The organism is Rhodoferax sp. (assembly GCF_030653815.1).
Classification (GTDB): domain Bacteria; phylum Pseudomonadota; class Gammaproteobacteria; order Burkholderiales; family Burkholderiaceae_C; genus Rhodoferax.
On record NZ_JAURYQ010000029.1, the window covers coordinates 57,245 to 73,915 of the forward strand.

General features: G+C 63.1%; 13 protein-coding genes. 3 read left to right on the forward strand and 10 right to left on the reverse strand.

The features are described from left to right. Nucleotides 1-132 precede the first annotated feature (132 nt). A complete protein-coding gene (gene ssb / locus Q7U49_RS10115; protein WP_304764144.1) occupies nt 133-630 on the reverse strand; it encodes a single-stranded DNA-binding protein in 498 nt (165 codons plus the stop codon). 45 nt (nt 631-675) lie between these two features. Continuing rightward, nucleotides 676-1,851, reverse strand: coding sequence for an MFS transporter (locus tag Q7U49_RS10120; RefSeq protein WP_304764193.1), 1,176 nt, complete (start codon nt 1,849-1,851; stop codon nt 676-678). A gap of 218 nt (nt 1,852-2,069) precedes the next feature. On the opposite strand from Q7U49_RS10120, the gene uvrA reads away from it, so the two are divergent. Continuing rightward, on the forward strand, nt 2,070-5,147 hold the full coding sequence (gene uvrA, locus Q7U49_RS10125; RefSeq protein ID WP_370653992.1) for an excinuclease ABC subunit UvrA: 3,078 nt from the start codon (nt 2,070-2,072) through the stop codon (nt 5,145-5,147). Nucleotides 5,148-5,227: 80 nt separating this feature from the next. Next, on the forward strand, nt 5,228-7,162 hold the full coding sequence (locus Q7U49_RS10130) for an acyl CoA:acetate/3-ketoacid CoA transferase (RefSeq protein ID WP_304764145.1): 1,935 nt from the start codon (nt 5,228-5,230) through the stop codon (nt 7,160-7,162). A 68-nt stretch (nt 7,163-7,230) separates the two neighbouring features. On the opposite strand, the gene pyrF is transcribed toward Q7U49_RS10130, so the two are convergent. After that, nucleotides 7,231-8,055 carry an orotidine-5'-phosphate decarboxylase gene (pyrF, locus tag Q7U49_RS10135; protein WP_304764146.1) on the reverse strand — a complete coding sequence of 275 codons (825 nt, stop codon included), beginning with the start codon at nt 8,053-8,055 and terminating at the stop codon, nt 7,231-7,233. Between the two features lie 86 nt (nt 8,056-8,141). On the opposite strand from pyrF, the gene Q7U49_RS10140 reads away from it, so the two are divergent. Next, nucleotides 8,142-9,101: a cation diffusion facilitator family transporter gene (locus tag Q7U49_RS10140; RefSeq protein ID WP_304764147.1), complete on the forward strand. Its 960-nt coding sequence runs from the start codon at nt 8,142-8,144 to the stop codon at nt 9,099-9,101. Nucleotides 9,102-9,107: 6 nt separating this feature from the next. On the opposite strand, the gene Q7U49_RS10145 is transcribed toward Q7U49_RS10140, so the two are convergent. From Q7U49_RS10145 to Q7U49_RS10175, 7 genes are all read right to left on the reverse strand, one after another. Beyond that, a complete protein-coding gene (locus tag Q7U49_RS10145; RefSeq protein WP_304764148.1) occupies nt 9,108-11,780 on the reverse strand; it encodes a carboxypeptidase-like regulatory domain-containing protein in 2,673 nt (890 codons plus the stop codon). Between the two features lie 95 nt (nt 11,781-11,875). Beyond that, nucleotides 11,876-12,715: a molecular chaperone gene (locus Q7U49_RS10150; protein WP_304764149.1), complete on the reverse strand. Its 840-nt coding sequence runs from the start codon at nt 12,713-12,715 to the stop codon at nt 11,876-11,878. A 48-nt stretch (nt 12,716-12,763) separates the two neighbouring features. Next, complete coding sequence (locus Q7U49_RS10155) at nt 12,764-13,249, reverse strand: DUF4402 domain-containing protein (RefSeq protein WP_304764150.1); 486 nt, start codon at nt 13,247-13,249, stop codon at nt 12,764-12,766. A 6-nt stretch (nt 13,250-13,255) separates the two neighbouring features. Further along, nucleotides 13,256-13,561: a hypothetical protein gene (locus Q7U49_RS10160; protein ID WP_304764151.1), complete on the reverse strand. Its 306-nt coding sequence runs from the start codon at nt 13,559-13,561 to the stop codon at nt 13,256-13,258. A gap of 144 nt (nt 13,562-13,705) precedes the next feature. Next, nucleotides 13,706-14,206 (reverse strand): DUF4402 domain-containing protein, encoded by a 501-nt coding sequence (locus Q7U49_RS10165; RefSeq protein ID WP_304764152.1) that lies wholly within the window; start codon nt 14,204-14,206, stop codon nt 13,706-13,708. 206 nt (nt 14,207-14,412) lie between these two features. Beyond that, on the reverse strand, nt 14,413-15,063 hold the full coding sequence (locus Q7U49_RS10170) for a response regulator transcription factor (RefSeq protein ID WP_304764153.1): 651 nt from the start codon (nt 15,061-15,063) through the stop codon (nt 14,413-14,415). Beyond that, nucleotides 15,060-16,640, reverse strand: a complete 1,581-nt coding sequence (locus Q7U49_RS10175) for a PAS domain-containing sensor histidine kinase (protein WP_304764154.1) — start codon at nt 16,638-16,640, stop codon at nt 15,060-15,062. Before Q7U49_RS10175 ends, Q7U49_RS10170 begins: the two co-directional genes overlap by 4 nt. Nucleotides 16,641-16,671 lie beyond the last annotated feature (31 nt).

The window sequence follows — 16,671 nt, forward strand, 5'->3', positions numbered from 1 at the left end:
TTTTTATCAACAGAAAAACAAGTATACACACTAAGAAATTATAATCAACACTTATTTTGATTAAGAATGCAGAAAGGCCCGTATTTACGGGCCTTTCTTGTTTTTAATCAACGTTTTCTAAAAACGTACTGGTCAGAAGGGAATGTCGTCATCCATGTCATCAAAACCGCTCGGCGGGCGGGCCGCTGGCGCTGCGGAAGCTGCCGCGCGCGCAGGCGCAGCCGCTGGACGGCCAACAGGTGCCGCACGACCATAGCCACCATCATCGTCACCATGGCTGGGCTCACCCCTGCCCTCGCGGCTGCCCAGCATTTGCATCTGGTCGGCGCGGATTTCGGTGGTGTATTTCTCGATGCCGTCCTTGTCGGTCCATTTGCGCGTGCGCAGGCTGCCCTCCACATAAATCTGGGCACCCTTGCGCAGGTACTGCTCGACAATTTCCGCCAGGCGGCCATTGAAAACAATGCGGTGCCATTCGGTGGCTTCGCGCATTTCGTTGCTTTGTTTGTCCTTCCACTTGTCCGTGGTGGCAATGGTGACATTGGCCACGCGGTCGCCATTGGGAAAGGTGCGCACCTCCGGATCGCGTCCGAGGTTGCCGACAAGAATTACTTTATTGACTGAGGCCATGCCTGCTCCTTTGAATATTTCAGTTTAGCCGCCTTTTGCCGGATTTCAATGGCCGCGCGCCGCCGGCGCCTGCATCGGCCAGGCCACCACCAGCCACAAAACCATCAAACCAGCACAGACCGCAAACAAGTTACTGGCGCCGCCCTGCTTCATGAGCCAACCGCCGCCCATGCCACCGGCAAAGAAGCCGAGCGACTGCAGCGTGTTGTAGACCCCAATGGCTGCGCCCCGGCTAGCTTGGGGCGCCAGACGCGACACGATGCTGGGCTGGCTGGCCTCCAACACATTGAAGCCATAAAAAAAGACAAACAGCAGGCCGCCCAGCAGTGCCAGGCTGGGCATGGAGTCCACCTGCCACCAAAGTCCAAATTGCACCAGGGCCGTCAAACCAATCGAGGTCAAAAATACAGCGCGCAAATAACCCCTTTTTTCCAGCTGAAACAGGCTGCCACCCATCACCACAAACGAGCCCAGCACCGCAGGCAAGTACACCTGCCAATGGTCTTCATGCGCCAAACCGGCCTGCACCAGCATGGCCGGCAGGGCCAGCCACATGGCCAGTTGCACCGCGTGCAGCACAAAAACACCAAAATTCAGCCGCAGCAGTGCCGTCGAATGCAGCACGTCGGCCACGCGGCCGCGCGGCTGGTCCTTGTGCTGCAAGGGCTCGGCCGGCACCCACCAGATCACCGCGGCCACGCCCAGCAAAGCCAGCACCCCGGTCAGGGCAAAAATACCCACCAGCCCGATCCAGCCTGCCAACACCGGCGCCGCCACCAGCGACAAGGCGAACATCAGGCCGATGCTGGCCCCGACCATCGCCATCGACTTGGTGCGCACCACGTCGCGCGTCTGGTCGGCCAGCAAGGCCGTGACGGCAGCCGACACCGCACCAGCCCCTTGCACCGCCCGGCCAATGGCCAGCCAGGTGAGCGACGGCGCCCAGGCTGCCAGCAAACTACCAGCGGCAAACACCAATAGGCCAAAAATGATCACGGGTTTGCGACCGACCCGGTCAGAGGCCAGGCCATACAAGAACTGCAACATGGCCTGCGTCAAACCGTAAACACCCATGGTCAACCCGACCATGGCGGCGTCGTCGCCGCCCGGGTAGCGCGCCGCCTCGATGGCAAACACCGGCAAAATCAGGAACAGGCCCAACATGCGCAGGGCAAAGATGGACGCCAATGAAGAACTGGCGCGCAATTCCAGCGCCGTCATGGCGGTCCCGGTTTTGGCGCTGGCAGACACCAGTGGCGCGTTCATATCTGACAAAGGCTTCTCCGACATCTCAAGCTCAACCCGGATGGGCTACAAGCGCTGCATTGTCCCTGATTCCGGGCAATTGCCCGACCGGCCTGGGCCAGCCGAACGCTGCCACTGGCTATCATGGTGGGTTGTCCGGTGCATTTTTACCGTAATTTTTGAGTCTCTCCACCTTGAACACTTCCGACGTCGGCACCCTGACCCATGCCACAGATGGCAAATACCTGGGCGCAGCCCTGCAAGCGCAGAGCATCAGCATCCGTGGCGCGCGCACCCACAACCTGAAAAACATCGACCTCGACATTCCACGCAACCAGCTGGTGGTGATCACCGGGCTGTCGGGTTCGGGCAAGTCCAGCCTGGCCTTTGACACGCTGTATGCCGAAGGCCAGCGCCGTTATGTGGAAAGCCTGTCGACCTATGCCCGGCAGTTTTTGCAATTGATGGACAAGCCTGATGTGGATGTGATTGAAGGCCTGTCGCCAGCGATCTCGATCGAGCAAAAAGCCACCAGCCACAACCCGCGCTCGACCGTGGGCACGGTGACCGAAATTCACGACTACCTGCGCCTGCTGTTCGCCCGCGCGGGCACGCCCTACTGCCCCGAACACCAGCAGCCCCTGCAGTCGCAAACGGTGAGCCAGATGGTGGACGCCGTGCTGGCCCTGCCGGTGGATACCCGGCTGATGATCCTGGCGCCGATGGCACGCGAGAAAAAGGGCGAGTTCCTGGACGTCTTTGCCGACATGCAGGCGCAAGGCTATGTGCGTTTTCGGGTCAACGGAAAAACCTATGAGTTCGACCAGCTGCCGGCGCTCAAGAAAACCGAGAAGCACGACATCGACGTGGTCATTGACCGCGTCAAGGTGCGCCATGCGGATGCCGACCCGAGCGCCGACCGCAGCGACCATGACAACCTGAAACAGCGCCTGGCCGAGAGCTTCGAGGCGGCGTTGCGGGTGGCCAGCGGGCGCGCCATTGCGCTGGAAATGGACAGTGCGGCAGAGCACCTGTTCAATGCCAAGTTTGCCTGCCCGGTGTGCAGCTACTCGATCGCCGAACTCGAGCCGCGCCTGTTCTCGTTCAACTCACCGGTCGGCGCCTGCCCCAGCTGTGACGGTCTGGGCTTGCAGGAGTTTTTTGACCCGGCGCGCGTGGTCGCGTTCCCCTCCCTGAGCCTGGCCAGTGGCGCCATCAAGGGCTGGGACCGGCGCAATGCCTATTACTTTGCCATGCTGGAGAGCCTGGCCGCGCACTACAAGTTCGACATCGAGCAGCCGTTCGAGTCCCTGCCCACCACCGTGCAACAGGCGGTTCTCCAAGGCTCGGACGACGAGGAAATCAAGTTCAGCTACGTCATGGACTCAGGGCTGTCGAGCGGCAAAAAGCTCAGCAAGAAACACCCGTTCGAGGGCATCATTCCCAACATGCAGCGGCGTTACCGCGAGACCGATTCCAACGTGGTGCGCGAGGACCTGGCGCGCTTGCGCAGCATCCAGCCCTGCCCGGACTGCGCGGGCAGCCGCCTCAAGCGCGAGGCGCGCCATGTCCGCATTGGAGAAGGTGCGCAAGCGCGGGCGATTTTCGAGCTCAGCCACTACACGCTGGCCGACTGTTTGGCCTACTTCAAAACGCTCATCATGCACGGTGCCAAGGGCGACATTGCCGCCAAAGTGGTGCGCGAGATCAGCCTGCGCCTGAAGTTTTTGAACGACGTCGGCCTGACCTACCTGAGCCTGGACCGCAGCGCCGAGACCCTGAGCGGCGGCGAAGCGCAGCGCATCCGGCTGGCCAGCCAGATTGGTTCCGGCCTCACCGGCGTCATGTATGTGCTGGATGAGCCCAGCATCGGACTGCACCAGCGCGACAACGACCGCCTGATCGACACCCTGAAACACCTGCGCGACATTGGCAACAGCGTGCTGGTGGTCGAGCACGACGAAGACATGATGCGCGCCGCCGACCACATCATCGACATGGGTCCCGGTGCCGGCCTGCACGGCGGGCGCGTGATGGCGCAGGGCAACTTTGACCAGGTCAAGGCCACGCCCGGTTCGCTCACCGGCCAGTACCTGAGCGGCGCGCGTTGTATTGCCGTTCCCAAACACCGCACCGCCTGGCTGCCCACGCAAGCCCCGGTGCCGTTCAACAAAGGCAAGACCAGCCGCTTTGCACCCAGCCCGGCCGCGCTGAAGCGTGCTGAGCGCGAGGCGCAGCACAACGCCACCCTGGGCGAGTTGCAGGCGCTCAAGGTGATCGGCGCCAGTGGCCACAACCTGAAACAGGTCGATGTCGCTTTTCCGGTGGGCCTGCTGACCTGTGTCACCGGCGTGTCGGGCTCGGGCAAATCGACGCTGGTGAATGACACCCTGTACAAAGCCGTGGCGCGCACCCTGTACCGCGCCCATGACGAAGCGGCAGAACACAGTGCGATCGAGGGCATCGAGTACTTCGACAAGGTCATCAACGTCGACCAGTCGCCCATTGGTCGCACGCCGCGCTCCAACCCGGCCACCTACACCGGCCTGTTCACCCCGATCCGCGAACTCATGGCCGAGGTGCCGACCGCGCGCGAGCGCGGTTACGGTCCGGGACGCTTCAGCTTCAACGTGGCCGGTGGCCGCTGCGAAGCCTGCGAAGGTGACGGCATGGTCAAGGTCGAGATGCACTTTTTGCCGGACGTGTACGTGCCCTGCGATGTCTGCGCGGGCAAGCGCTACAACCGCGAAACCCTGGAAGTGCTGTACAAGGGCAAGAACATTGCCCAAATCCTGGACCTCACGGTCGATGTCGCGCATGAGTTCTTCAAGGCGGTGCCCACCATCGAGCGCAAGCTGCACACCCTGCTGGACGTTGGCCTGAGTTACATCCGCCTCGGGCAGGCGGCCACCACCTTGTCGGGCGGCGAAGCCCAGCGCGTCAAGCTGGCGCTGGAACTCAGCAAGCGCGATACCGGGCGAACGCTCTACATTCTGGACGAGCCCACCACCGGCCTGCACTTTGCCGACATCGACTTGCTGCTGAAAGTCTTGCACCAGTTGCGCGACGCGGGCAACACCATCGTGGTGATCGAGCACAATCTGGACGTGATCAAAACCGCCGACTGGCTGATCGACATGGGTCCCGAGGGCGGCAGCGGCGGCGGCACCGTGGTGGGTGTGGGCACGCCTGAAGCTTTAGCCGCCAACCCGGCCAGCCACACCGGGCGTTATTTGGCCAAGGTGCTTGGACAAAAAGGCGGGAAGGCATGAGCCAACGGGTTTAGACTGCCGGGCAGATGCCGCGATGATTGCGTGGCACAAATAAGAATCGTGCCTTGAGGAGACAAGCCATGCACACCCAGTTCAACGAGCAGCAAGTCACCGGCGCGCGTCGCAACAAGGTGGTCAGCGCCGCCGAGGCGGTGCGCCTGATCCATGACGGCGACACGGTGGCCACCGGTGGCTTTGTCGGCATCGGATTTGCCGAAGAAATTGCCGTGGCGCTGGAGGCGCGCTTTGTCCAGACGCGCGAGGAAACCGGACAGGGTGCGCCGCGAAGTCTGACGCTGGTTTATGCGGCCGGTCAGGGCGACGGCCAGACCCGCGGCCTGAACCACTTCGGCCATGACGGTCTGGTGCGCCGCGTCATCGGCGGCCATTGGGGACTGGTGCCCACGCTGCAACAGATGGCGATTGATAACAAAATCGAAGCCTACAACCTGCCCCAGGGCGTCATCACCCACCTGTTTCGGGACATTGCCGCCGGCAAGCCGGGCACGCTCACCCATGTCGGGATCGACACTTTTGTCGATCCCGTGCACGGCGGCGGCAAGCTCAACGCCGTGACCACAACCGACATCGTGCAGCGCATGGCGATTGACGGCCGGGATTACCTGTTCTACAAGGCCTTCCCCATTCATGTCGGCATCATCCGCGCCACCACCGCCGACCCCGACGGCAACCTGAGCATGGAGCGCGAAGCCCTCACACTGGAGGCACTGGCGATTGCCATGGCGGCGCGCAACAGCGGCGGCATTGTGATTGCCCAGGTGGAGCGGCTGGCCGAGCGCAACACCCTGCACCCGCGCAGCGTCAAGGTGCCGGGCGTGCTGGTCGACGCAGTGGTGCTGGCCACCGACCCCGCGCACCACATGCAAACTTTTTCCGAGGCCTACAACCCGGCCTATTCGGGCGAGATCCGCGTGCCCATGGACCTGATATCGCCCATGGCGCTGACCGAGCGCAAGGTCATTGCCCGGCGTGCTGCGCTGGAGCTCAAACCCAACAACGTGGTCAACCTGGGGATCGGCATGCCCGAGGGCGTGGCCACCGTGGCCGCCGAAGAAAGCGTATTCGACCTGTTGACCCTGACCGCCGAGCCCGGCGTGATTGGCGGCATACCAGCGGGTGGCATGAGCTTTGGCGCGGCCATCAACGCCCAGGCTGTGATCGATCAACCCAGCCAGTTTGACTTTTACGACGGCGGCGGACTCGACGTGGCCGTGCTCGGGCTGGCCCAGGCCGATGCCGAGGGCAACCTCAACGTGAGCAAATTTGGCCCCAAACTGGCGGGCGCCGGCGGCTTCATCAACATCAGCCAGAACGCCAAGACCGTCGTCTTTGTCGGCACCTTCACCGCCGGCGACCTGCAGCTCGGCATCAAGGACGGCCGCCTGCACATTGACAGCGAAGGCACCCAGCGCAAGTTTGTCCGGCAGGTGGATCACCGAACCTTCAGTGCGCGCGAATCGCGCCGGCGCGGCCAGCGCGTGCTGTACGTGACCGAGCGCTGTGTGTTCCAGCTCGCCGGTACCCCTGAAGCCCCGGCGCTGGAACTGATCGAGTTGGCACCCGGCGTCGATTTGCAGCGCGATGTGCTGGCACACATGGACTTCCGCCCGCAAATCAGCCCGCAACTCAAGGTGATGGACGCGGCCCTGTTCGCCGACCAGGCCATGGGCCTGCGCCAGCGCCTGCTGGCCACGCCGCTGGCCGAGCGGCTGGAGCTCGATGCCGCGCACCGGCTGCTGTTCATCAACTTCGAGGGGCTGGCGGTGGACGACATCAACGATGTCAACACCATCGAAGCCCAGATCACGGCGCTGTTGGCACCCCTGAAAGAACGCGTGGCCGTGGTGGTGAACTACGACAGCTTCACCATTGCACCGGCGCTGATCGACGCCTACTCCGCCATGGTGCAGCAACTCAAGCGCCGTTTTTACAGCCGCGTGACGCGCTACGGCACTGGCGGCTTTCTGAAAGCCCGGCTGGAAGCGCGGTTTTAATCAGTTGGGGTCAGAGCACGTCGCTTCGCGAGTGGTCTGACCCGCAAAGTCAACCATTGACCCGGCAGTTACCTGCGAGCCGCCTGCAACATGTCTCGTGTCCTCAGGGCTTCCTGACGCGCTGCCTGCGCAAAATCGGCCCGACTGGAAGCATACAAAATGGCGCGCGATGAATTCACGATGATCGGCCCGTTGTCACGCCAACCCGCCTTGACCGTGGCCAGCGCATCACCCCCCTGCGCACCCACACCCGGTATCAACAGCGGCAGCGTTGGCGCCAGGGCGCGTACGCGCTCGATCTCGGCCGGGTAAGTGGCACCCACCACCAGCCCCAGTTGGCCATTGAGGTTCCACGGCCCCTGCGCCAGTTGCGCAATGTGCTCGTACAAAAGCGGCTCGCCCGCCACGCTGCTCAGACGCTGGTTCTGAAAATCATCGCCGCCCGGGTTGGAGGTGCGGCACAGCAGAAAGGCGCCTTTGCCGTGGTACTTGAGGTAGGGCTGGATGGTATCGAACCCCATGAACGGCGACAGCGTGACCGCGTCGGCACCGTAACGCTCAAAGGCCTCCTTGGCATATTGCTCGGCGGTGCTGCCAATGTCACCGCGCTTGGCATCCAGAATGACGGGCACACCCGGTGCCGTGCGGCGCATGTGCGCCATCAGGCGCTCCAACTGCTCCTCGGCGCGGTGCGCGGCGAAATAGGCGATTTGTGGCTTGAAGGCGCACACCAGGTCCGCCGTGGCGTCCACAACGGCCGCGCAAAAATCGTAAATTTTGCGGGCATCGCCCTGCATGGCCGCAGGAAATTTGGCCGGCTCGGGGTCCAGCCCGACGCACAACATGGAACCGTTTTGGCGCTCGGCATTGCGCAACATGTCTAGAAAATTCATGGCGCCATTGTAAGAAGCGTGGCCGCCAGCCAAACCAAACGTCAGGTGGCCTAAACTTCAGGCCCATCATCTGGTGAATTGACCCCATGCGCTCCAACCAATTTCCCGATAACGACGAAGACAGCCAATTCAGCCCCGCCGAGCGTGCCGCGGCGGCGTCGCGCTCGACCTGGGTCAGCGTGGCCGTGAATCTGGTCCTGAGTGTTGCCCAGATCGCAGTGGGCATTCTGGCCAAATCGCAAGCCCTGATCGCCGACGGCATTCACACCCTGTCGGACCTGGTGGCCGACTTTGTCGTGCTGTTTGCCAACCACCACAGCCAGAAGGACGCCGACGAGGACCACCCCTACGGCCACCAGCGCTTCGAGACCGCCGCCTCGCTGGTGCTCGGGGTGCTGCTGCTGGCAGTCGGTGTCGGCATGCTCTGGTCGGCTGCCGCCAAATTGCAGGATCCGGCCTCGATCGCCACGGTGCACATCATTGCCCTGTGGGTGGCGGGGGGCGCATTGGTCGCCAAGGAGCTGCTGTTTCGCTACATGCTGGCGGTGGCCAAGAAGGTCAAAAGCAGCATGCTGGTGGCCAACGCCTGGCACGCCCGCTCGGATGCGGCGTCGTCATTGGTGGTGGGCCTGGGCATCATCGGCAATCTGCTGGGCTACCCCATCCTGGACCCGATCGCCGCCGCCATCGTGGGCTTCATGGTGACCAAAATGGGCTGGGGTTTTGGTTGGGACGCCCTGCATGACCTGATGGACCGCGCGGTGGATGTGGCCGAGGTTCAGGCCATTCGGAAAACCCTGATGGAGACCCCCGGCATCAGCAATGTGCACGACGTGCGCACCCGCAAAATGGGCGACATGATCGTGGTCGATGCCCACCTGGAAGTCGATGCCACCCTGAGCGTGGAGCAAGGCCACGACATTGCCGTGGAAGCCCGGGACCGCGTCATGCAGCGCCATCGCGTCATCAACATGATGACCCATGTGGACCCCTACAAGCGCCCCGACCGGGACCACGCCAAGCCCGGCCACGTCGCAGGGAAATAAGTTTCCTCACGGCACCTTGCGCTGCACCGTGAAGTCAAGTCCATTGACAAAGCTGCCGTCGGCCTTGATCTCGACCGCGACCTCCTTGTCGCTGAACAGCCCGAGCTTGGCCAGCTGCGCCGGGGCGATGCGCGCCTGGTAGCGACCCGGGCGCACCGCCTGCACAATGTAATAACCATCCGACGAACTGGTGGTGCGCGCCGCCACCTGGCCACGGACATCGACCAGCTCCACCTCGGCCGCACCAATGCCACGCGCCTTGCCCTTGTCCAGCAGGTACACCACACCGTCGACCTCGCCGGTCATCACCACCGGGAAATCCAGCACCTGGGTCTTGCCCGGGCGCGGCAGGATGCGCAGGCCCGGCAGTGCCGGCAGCCACTGCGGGTCTTCCAGCGTCGCAGTGTCGAGCGCGATGTCGGTGTACTGGTGCGGCGTCAGGCGGCTCAGGTAAGCCAGGCCGTCAGGCCCGGTGCGCACCGCCGGACGGCTACCGCCATTGAGCAGAAAGCCAGCGTTCTCAATGGCGTCCTCGCCCTTGTCAAAAATGCCATTCTGGTTGGCATCGAGAAAGGCACGCGCCGACACCGCGCCGGTACCGGCCATCGGCTGCCAGTCGGCCACGAGGCGCTTGCTGCGCGGGTCACGCCCCAGCGACATGAACAGCTGCAGACCGACTGCGCGCTCACCCGTGCTGGTGTAACGCCCGCTTAAGGAAAGGCCAAAACGGCCGAAATTGCGCGTCCAGCCCACGCCCAGGCTCGTCACCCGCGTGTCGAGCATGCGCAACACATCCGCCGTGAGCCGCTGGTGGGCGTCAACTTCCTTGCTCAGTGACAGCGCCAGGCTCGACAACTGGCGCTCAGGCTGGACCTGGTAGGCCAGCTGCCCGCTCACACCCAAGCCGGCCACCCGGCTGCTGACCTGCAAGCTGCCGCTGGCGCTCCGGCCGTTGGGGTCCGAATGCCAGTTCAGGCTGTTGGTGAAGCTGGTGGCCCACACATTGGCCGAGATCCGCGCCGCCACGTCCTGGCTCACCACCCCGGCCAGCGTCACGTCGCGCGACACATCCAGCCCCATCGGCAAACGCAGTTTCTGGCCCAGAGGCAGGCTGCCGCTCAGGCGCAACTTGTCGCGGGTTTTGAGCGGGTCGGTGCTGGGTGCAAAGAAGTCGCTGACAAAGTCATCCAGTGACGTGTGGCTCAGATTGACAGCCATCTTTCCCAGGCTGGTGCGCAGGCCCAGGTTGGTCAGCTTGCCACCGTTGCCGGCATGCACGATGTCGGCAGTGAGCAACGCACCCCCCACCGAAGTGCGCAAACCCAGGTTTTGGTACTGCAGCAGTGGCGTGTCGGCGTTGATGACGCCGCCCGGTGTGGGCAGGCTCACCAGGCCGCCCACCATCGCCAGCTTGTCGGCCAGACCCAGGTCAAACTGCAGCGTCTGGCGGGTGGCGCCGTCGGGCCCACGGCTGCCACCGAGGGTGTAATAAAACTCGCCGGGTTTGGTCAGCGTCTGGTCGAGCAAAAACAGCTGGCGTTCCACGCGGGTCTGGCCCAGCGGGCCGTTGAACACCAGGCGGAACTCGTTCTCGCCAAACACCAGCGTCTGGTCGGCAAACTCGTACAGGCCGTCGGCACGTGACTGCTGGAAGCCGATCAGCGCATCGTTGAAATACAGCGTCACGTCCCAGCCCGGCGGCAGGTCACCGCGCAGGGTGTGCAGGCCAAAACTGCTGGGCTGGGACAGCATTCGGTTGCTCAGCACCAAGCCGTCTCCGCCGCCGCCGCGCAAGGTGTTGTCCAGCGCCGGCAAGCCAATGTTGCCCGCCATCACCGAACGCGCCCGCAGCGGCCCCAGCAAGCCGGCGTCGGGGTCGTGGCGGCTCAGGGTCATGCGCAGCTCAGGCTGGGGTTTGCTATTGCTACTGCTGAGGTAGGCCGACATCTCGGCGCCCAGCAGGTCGCCGGTGACAAAGGCCGAATACGCCACGCTGTGGCTGCCCTGGCCGCTGCCGCGGCTGGCGCTGATGCCCAGGGTCTGGTCCACCGTCGGCATGCTGATGAGCGCGTAGTCATTGGGCGCGAGTGCGAAGCCGCGCTCACCGACACCAGCAACGCGCCTGCCCAGGCTTTTGGCCAGGCGCTCGCGCTCGAGCCGGGCCTGCAAGGGCAGCTTTTCGCGCGGCAAGACTTCGAGGGTCAGCGTCGACAGGCTGAGCTTGAAGTCCAGCGGCAGCCAGCGCTGCAACAGCGCGCTGGCCACATACAGATCGTCGTCAAGCCACTGCACCTGGTGCGGCTCGAACGGCACGGTGCCGTCTTGCAGCGTCACGGTGCCTGCGCCCAGGTCGAGCCGGAAACCGCGCTCTTCGGTCAGGATGAAGCCACTGGCCACTTGGCTGCCGGCGTCCACGGTGATGCCCAAGGTCAGCAGCCTGGCCAGCTCGCCCAGCGGCAACAACACGTCGTTGCCACTCTCGTAGGCATAGAAGCTGTCGGCCAGGGTAGCCTGGTCCAGGCTCAGTTCAAGCAGCAGCACATTGGCACTGGAGAAGACTGAGGTGGTAGTGGCCGGGGCATTGGTCCGTGGCAACGGCGGGCCAGCCGCCAGACTGGTGCCGCAAAACGTCAGCGCGGTCAGCAAGGCCACAAAGGTCCAAACCCCGCGCAAGGTCACGCCGGAACTCTGTAAGGCGGCCTTCAGTCCGCCTGGTCGACGCAAGTCGACCCCACAACACGCCAAACACGGCACTCGCAGTGATGGGATCAGGTTCAGGGCAGTGCCAGCGTGGCCTGTGCCAGCAGCTTGGCGCCGGCATCGGGTCGGGTGCTGAAGCGCAGCGTGAGCGTGCCGTTTTTCAGCGCCAGACCGTCGGGCAGCGTCAAGGGCATGCGCGCCAGTCGCTGGATATTAGGCACGTAAACGGCGACACCGGCCACGCGCGCCAGCGCCACCGGCCGGGCACCAGCCGCAGCAAATTCGACCACCAGGTCGCCATAGACCGAGCGGTTGCCATCCCGGCGAATGGCAAACACCAGCACCGGAGTCTTGACCTTCTCGTTGGCCGGCTCGACTTTCAGGTCCTCCAGCATGGCGGTCACAGCGGTGTCGCCGTGGCGCACGATGACCGGGATGCTGGCACCCACCAAGGCCTGCAGCACAATGGCAATCTGGCCTTCTTCGGGCTCGGTCACGGCCTCCAGACTGGACTGGCCCTCGGCGTCTGCCACGCGGTCAAACTGCAGATGCGAGCGGTACTCACCCGTGGCCAGGTCGGCCGGCTTGCGCACCGAAATACGCACCGTCTGGCCCACGCCGGGCTGCAGCGTGACTTGGCGCGGCGAGTAGCTCAACATCGGGCTGGCGAACTGCTCACCGGGCTGGGCCTCCTTGGCCTCGACAATCTCGCCGGTCTCGGTCATGCGCCGGTTCACGATGCTGATGCGGTAGGTCTCAGACTTGGTGCCGCGGTTGACCAGTTCCACTTGGGCGGCACGCTGGTTTTTTTCCAGTTCGACCCGGGTCGGGTAGAGCATCAGGTCGGCCCGGGCCGACTGGGCACCGAGCAGCAGGGCCAGCGCCAGCGCGCCCGTGGAGACGATGTTTTTCATTGCGGGATATCCATGGGGGATCATAAGGGCTGAGAGATGGCAGACCAGTCAGGGACAGGTCACCGACACGGAGAAATTGCTCAGATACGGGCCAGCGACTTGAACACCACCGACGCTCAGCGTGCCGCCCACGTAAATCGTGCCAGCACCCGCGCTGTTGAGCGTGATGCTGCCACTGGGCAAACTGGTAAAACTGTTGAGCCCCATGGCGCGGCCGTCACCGGTGAGGGCGATGAGCCCGTCGGCGGGCAAAACGATGATGCACGAGGTGTTCACCGGACCGCTAAGGACCGTATATTCAGCCCGGCTGCCGCTTGCCCCCACCCCTTGCGTGAACAGAATCACGCCGGAAGCCGAGCGCACCCCGGCCGGACTCATCGTCACAGAGCCCGCCATACCGCCCGGCACGAACTTGCCAAAGGCCAGATCCACTGTTTTGGTGACCGTCACGGTCGCCAGTGCCGGCAGCGCCAGCACAGCCCAAAAGGCCACCAGGACGGCAGCCTTTTGGGCGAGGCGAAAGTTGGAAAACATACCGGTTCAGTTGTAGGTGACGATGGCCGTGACGGTACCACGACCACCCGCCGGCGCTGGCAGCACCACAATCTGCACGCCGCTGCCACTCAAGGCACCACTGGTCGACAGGGTACCGCCCGACGTGGCGATCTGCGTGATGACGGCAGCCAGGCCAGCGTTGTCGCTCACGGAAAAGACCGCCGACGCGTCCGATCCGCCGGCGGTCAGTGTCATCGTCGATGGTGCTGAACCACTTGAACCACCCGGGATGCTCAGTGTGAGCACGCCAGCGGTCGAGCTGACCAGCAACTGGGTGCTGGCGTCAGCCACTGCGTGGGCCGGGGATCGGATCGTTGCTTCAACTTTGCCCGTTGCGGTGGCTGCCTTCGTCGCTGCAACTGCTAACAAGCCCCCAATCAGCAACAAAGATACCGACGACGCTGCTTGCTTAGCTTGCATAAGCCATTGACAGCTTTATTGGTATGCAACAGTAACGGTATACGTTCCCGTGTACGCGCCAGAATTTTGATTTGCCGCGACAGCCAAACTGCCACCCACAAAAAATGCATCCGTACCAGCCACCAGACTGCCGCTCGTCTTACTTTGAGTCAATGTGACCGTCATATCAGCTGCGTCGTTTGAACTGGTCGAAGCCAAAGTTGCAGCTTCAGGAACCGTGATCGTGTAGCTATTTGAGTCACCACCCAAGACCGTGAATTTGCCTGACTGTTGTGTCCCCGTCGAACTCACCGTCGTGTCTGTCTTTACAGCCTCATCGACCGCGGTCAACGCAACTGTTCCAGCCGTAGTCACACTCGCGGTCACTGAACCGAAGGCGAGCGCCCGTGCTTCAGAAACGGTGATTGGATTGATCACAGTTGCTGATGCTGTTCCAGTTGCATCCGCAGCCATCACCCCGCCCGCCATCACCATTGCGCCAATGGCCAAAGCCAGCTTTGTCATCTTCGTGCTCATGATCAACTCCTAAGTTTCCGCTCCAACGTGAGCGGCTTGTTTGGCCGTCTTCATTGGTAGACGGCCAGACCAGGACTCACCGGGACTTTCCCGATTTCGTGACTCCATGGTATGAGTGGCAAGCACTTGTGACCATCGGCTCTCGCCTGAAAACGACCCCGACATCGCCCTAATTCAGGCTAGGGGTTTTGCCTAGAAATTTGAGTTCAGTGGTCCTGCTGGACCCACTGGATGGCAAAGTGCGCCAAGGCGGCGCTGTTGGGCAGATCGAGCTTGCGGCGGATGTTGCTGCGGTGGGTTTCGATGGTTTTCAGGCTGCGCTTGAGCTGATCGGCAATGTCGCGCGTGCCGGCGCCCGCCCCGATCATTTGCAGCACCACCATTTCGGTGCTGGTGAGTCGCCCGACGCCGGTGCTGGTACTGGCCGGTGTGCCCTGCACCATGTCCTGCAACATCTGGTTGCGCATGCGGTCGCTCACATACAACTGGCCGCCGAGCACGGTGCGCATGGCGGCCAGCAGGGTGTCGATGTCCGAGCCTTTCATAAGGTAGCCGTGGGCGCCAGCTTTGAGCGCACGCGCGGCAAAAATCTCTTCGTCGTGCATGGACAGGGCCAGCACGCGCAGCCCGGGCCGGTACTGCAGCAACCGTTGAAACAGCGGGATTGCTGAGGCCGTTCCCAGTGTCATGTCAACAATGGCCAGGTCGGGCTGCTGCGCCCGCACCGCTGCCACGGCCTCGTCAGCCGTGCCACATTCGGCACAGACCACCAGGCTGGGGTCTTGCCCAATCACGGCCGCCAGGCCGGCGCGCACGATGGGGTGGTCGTCAACAATGATGACTTTGGTGAGCTTCATGGCGGATTCAATTCTTCTGGTGTGGCGCTGGCCTTCTCATGAGCGGCCAGCGGTAGCATGATTTCAATGCGGGTGCCACCGCCCGGCGGCGTCAGCGTGCGCAGGCTGGCGCCGATTTGCCCGGCCCGCGCGGCCATGGTGCGCAGGCCAATGCCCTGGCCCGAGCGATTGCGGCGCTCGCGCTGGATGCCGAAGCCATTGTCGGTGACGCTGATGACGAGCCCCCGACTCCGGCTGGCATAAGCAATGGTCATGCGCTTGGCCCCGCTGTGCCGGATGACGTTGCTGGTGGCTTCCTGAACGATACGGTAAATGTGCAGGGATTGCTCGGCACTGAGTTGCGGCTGGCTATGGTCATGCTGGAGCCGGGCATCAATCGCGGTGCTGGAGCGCACCTGTTTCACCAGCGATTCCAGCATGGCTTGAAGACCGGCAGATTCGAGATCGACCGGAAACAGGCCATGAGAGATACCGCGCAATTTGTCCACCGCTTCATTGAGCAGCCCGGCCAGTTGGCGCGCCAGCCCCGATTCGGCGCGTTCGGCCTTCGCCAAAGTGGCCGCCATGGTGCCGGCCAGCATGGCGGCGCCGGTCAGAATCTGGCCGACATCGTCGTGCAGATCCTGACCCACCTGGCGCAAGGTGGTCTCGCTGATATGGACCAGCATGCCATAAACATCGTCGGTGAGTTGCTGGCTTTTCACGTTGGATTGCTGCAGCCGGTAAAGTTCCTCGACGGTGGCTTGCTGCTCGCTGAGGTCGTTGCAAAAGAAAAACAGCCTGTCACCCAACTCGGGGGCCTGGGTGGCGGCGATTTGCAGCGAAAGGATCGACCCGTCCTTACGGCGCTGGCTGGCCACAAAACTGAGCTTGCCCAGGCGCCGGATGTCGGTGATGCGGACGACAATGCTGGCGGGATTTTCGTAGGCGTCTAATTCAGCGACGTTCATGCCCAGCAGCTCCGCGCGGCTGAAGCCGGTCATGGCGCAGTAGGCGTCGTTGACTTCGAGCAGTTTGCCGGTGAAGTCGATCAGGCCGAACCCCTGGGCAGTGGCTGCAAGCACCGTGCGGTATTTTTCCTCGTTGCGGGCCAGTTCCTGGCGCAAGGCCTTGCGTTCGCTGATGTTCTCGAAAGTGGCAATGAAATACTGCGGCCAGCCGCTGGGTCCGGGCCAACTGGCCACGCTGATGCTCACCCACAAGGCATGACCGGCCGCGTGGCGGCAACGCCTTTCGATGAAGATGCGGTTGGTCTCAAGCACATTCAGGCGGCGCAGCCACTCCTGGCTGCTCGATTGGTCCCGATCCCAAAAAAAGTCGGAAAAATGATGCCCGAGCAGTTGTTCTGGCTCATAGCCCAGCAAGGCACACAGGCTGGGATTCACGTCCAGCAGAGTTCCCTCGATGGCAATGCGTGCCATGCCGAGCGGTGCTTCCAGATAGATGCTGCGGTAGTACGCGTTGTCCTGCGCCTCGGCAGTCGCTTGCGTCTGGCCGGCAACCCGTGGCGAGATCAAATCCATGGCCGCATGATAAGCCGCCGCGTCGCACACGCCGTCGACAACAAAAACCCACACCACTCACCTAGGGTTAACCCTAGGTCGAGTT

Excerpts from the sequence above, each read along its gene's own strand:
- Q7U49_RS10150 (WP_304764149.1), bottom strand. The coding sequence starts at position 12,715 with ATGAAAAACATCGTCTCCACGGGCGCGCTGGCGCTGGCCCTGCTGCTC.
- Q7U49_RS10120 (WP_304764193.1), bottom strand. The coding sequence starts at position 1,851 with ATGACGGCGCTGGAATTGCGCGCCAGTTCTTCATTGGCGTCCATCTTT.
- Q7U49_RS10140 (WP_304764147.1), top strand. The coding sequence starts at position 8,142 with ATGCGCTCCAACCAATTTCCCGATAACGACGAAGACAGCCAATTCAGC.
- ssb (WP_304764144.1), bottom strand. The coding sequence starts at position 630 with ATGGCCTCAGTCAATAAAGTAATTCTTGTCGGCAACCTCGGACGCGAT.
- pyrF (WP_304764146.1), bottom strand. The coding sequence starts at position 8,055 with ATGAATTTTCTAGACATGTTGCGCAATGCCGAGCGCCAAAACGGTTCC.
- Q7U49_RS10130 (WP_304764145.1), top strand. The coding sequence starts at position 5,228 with ATGCACACCCAGTTCAACGAGCAGCAAGTCACCGGCGCGCGTCGCAAC.
- Q7U49_RS10155 (WP_304764150.1), bottom strand. The coding sequence starts at position 13,249 with ATGTTTTCCAACTTTCGCCTCGCCCAAAAGGCTGCCGTCCTGGTGGCC.
- Q7U49_RS10170 (WP_304764153.1), bottom strand. The coding sequence starts at position 15,063 with ATGAAGCTCACCAAAGTCATCATTGTTGACGACCACCCCATCGTGCGC.
- Q7U49_RS10165 (WP_304764152.1), bottom strand. The coding sequence starts at position 14,206 with ATGAGCACGAAGATGACAAAGCTGGCTTTGGCCATTGGCGCAATGGTG.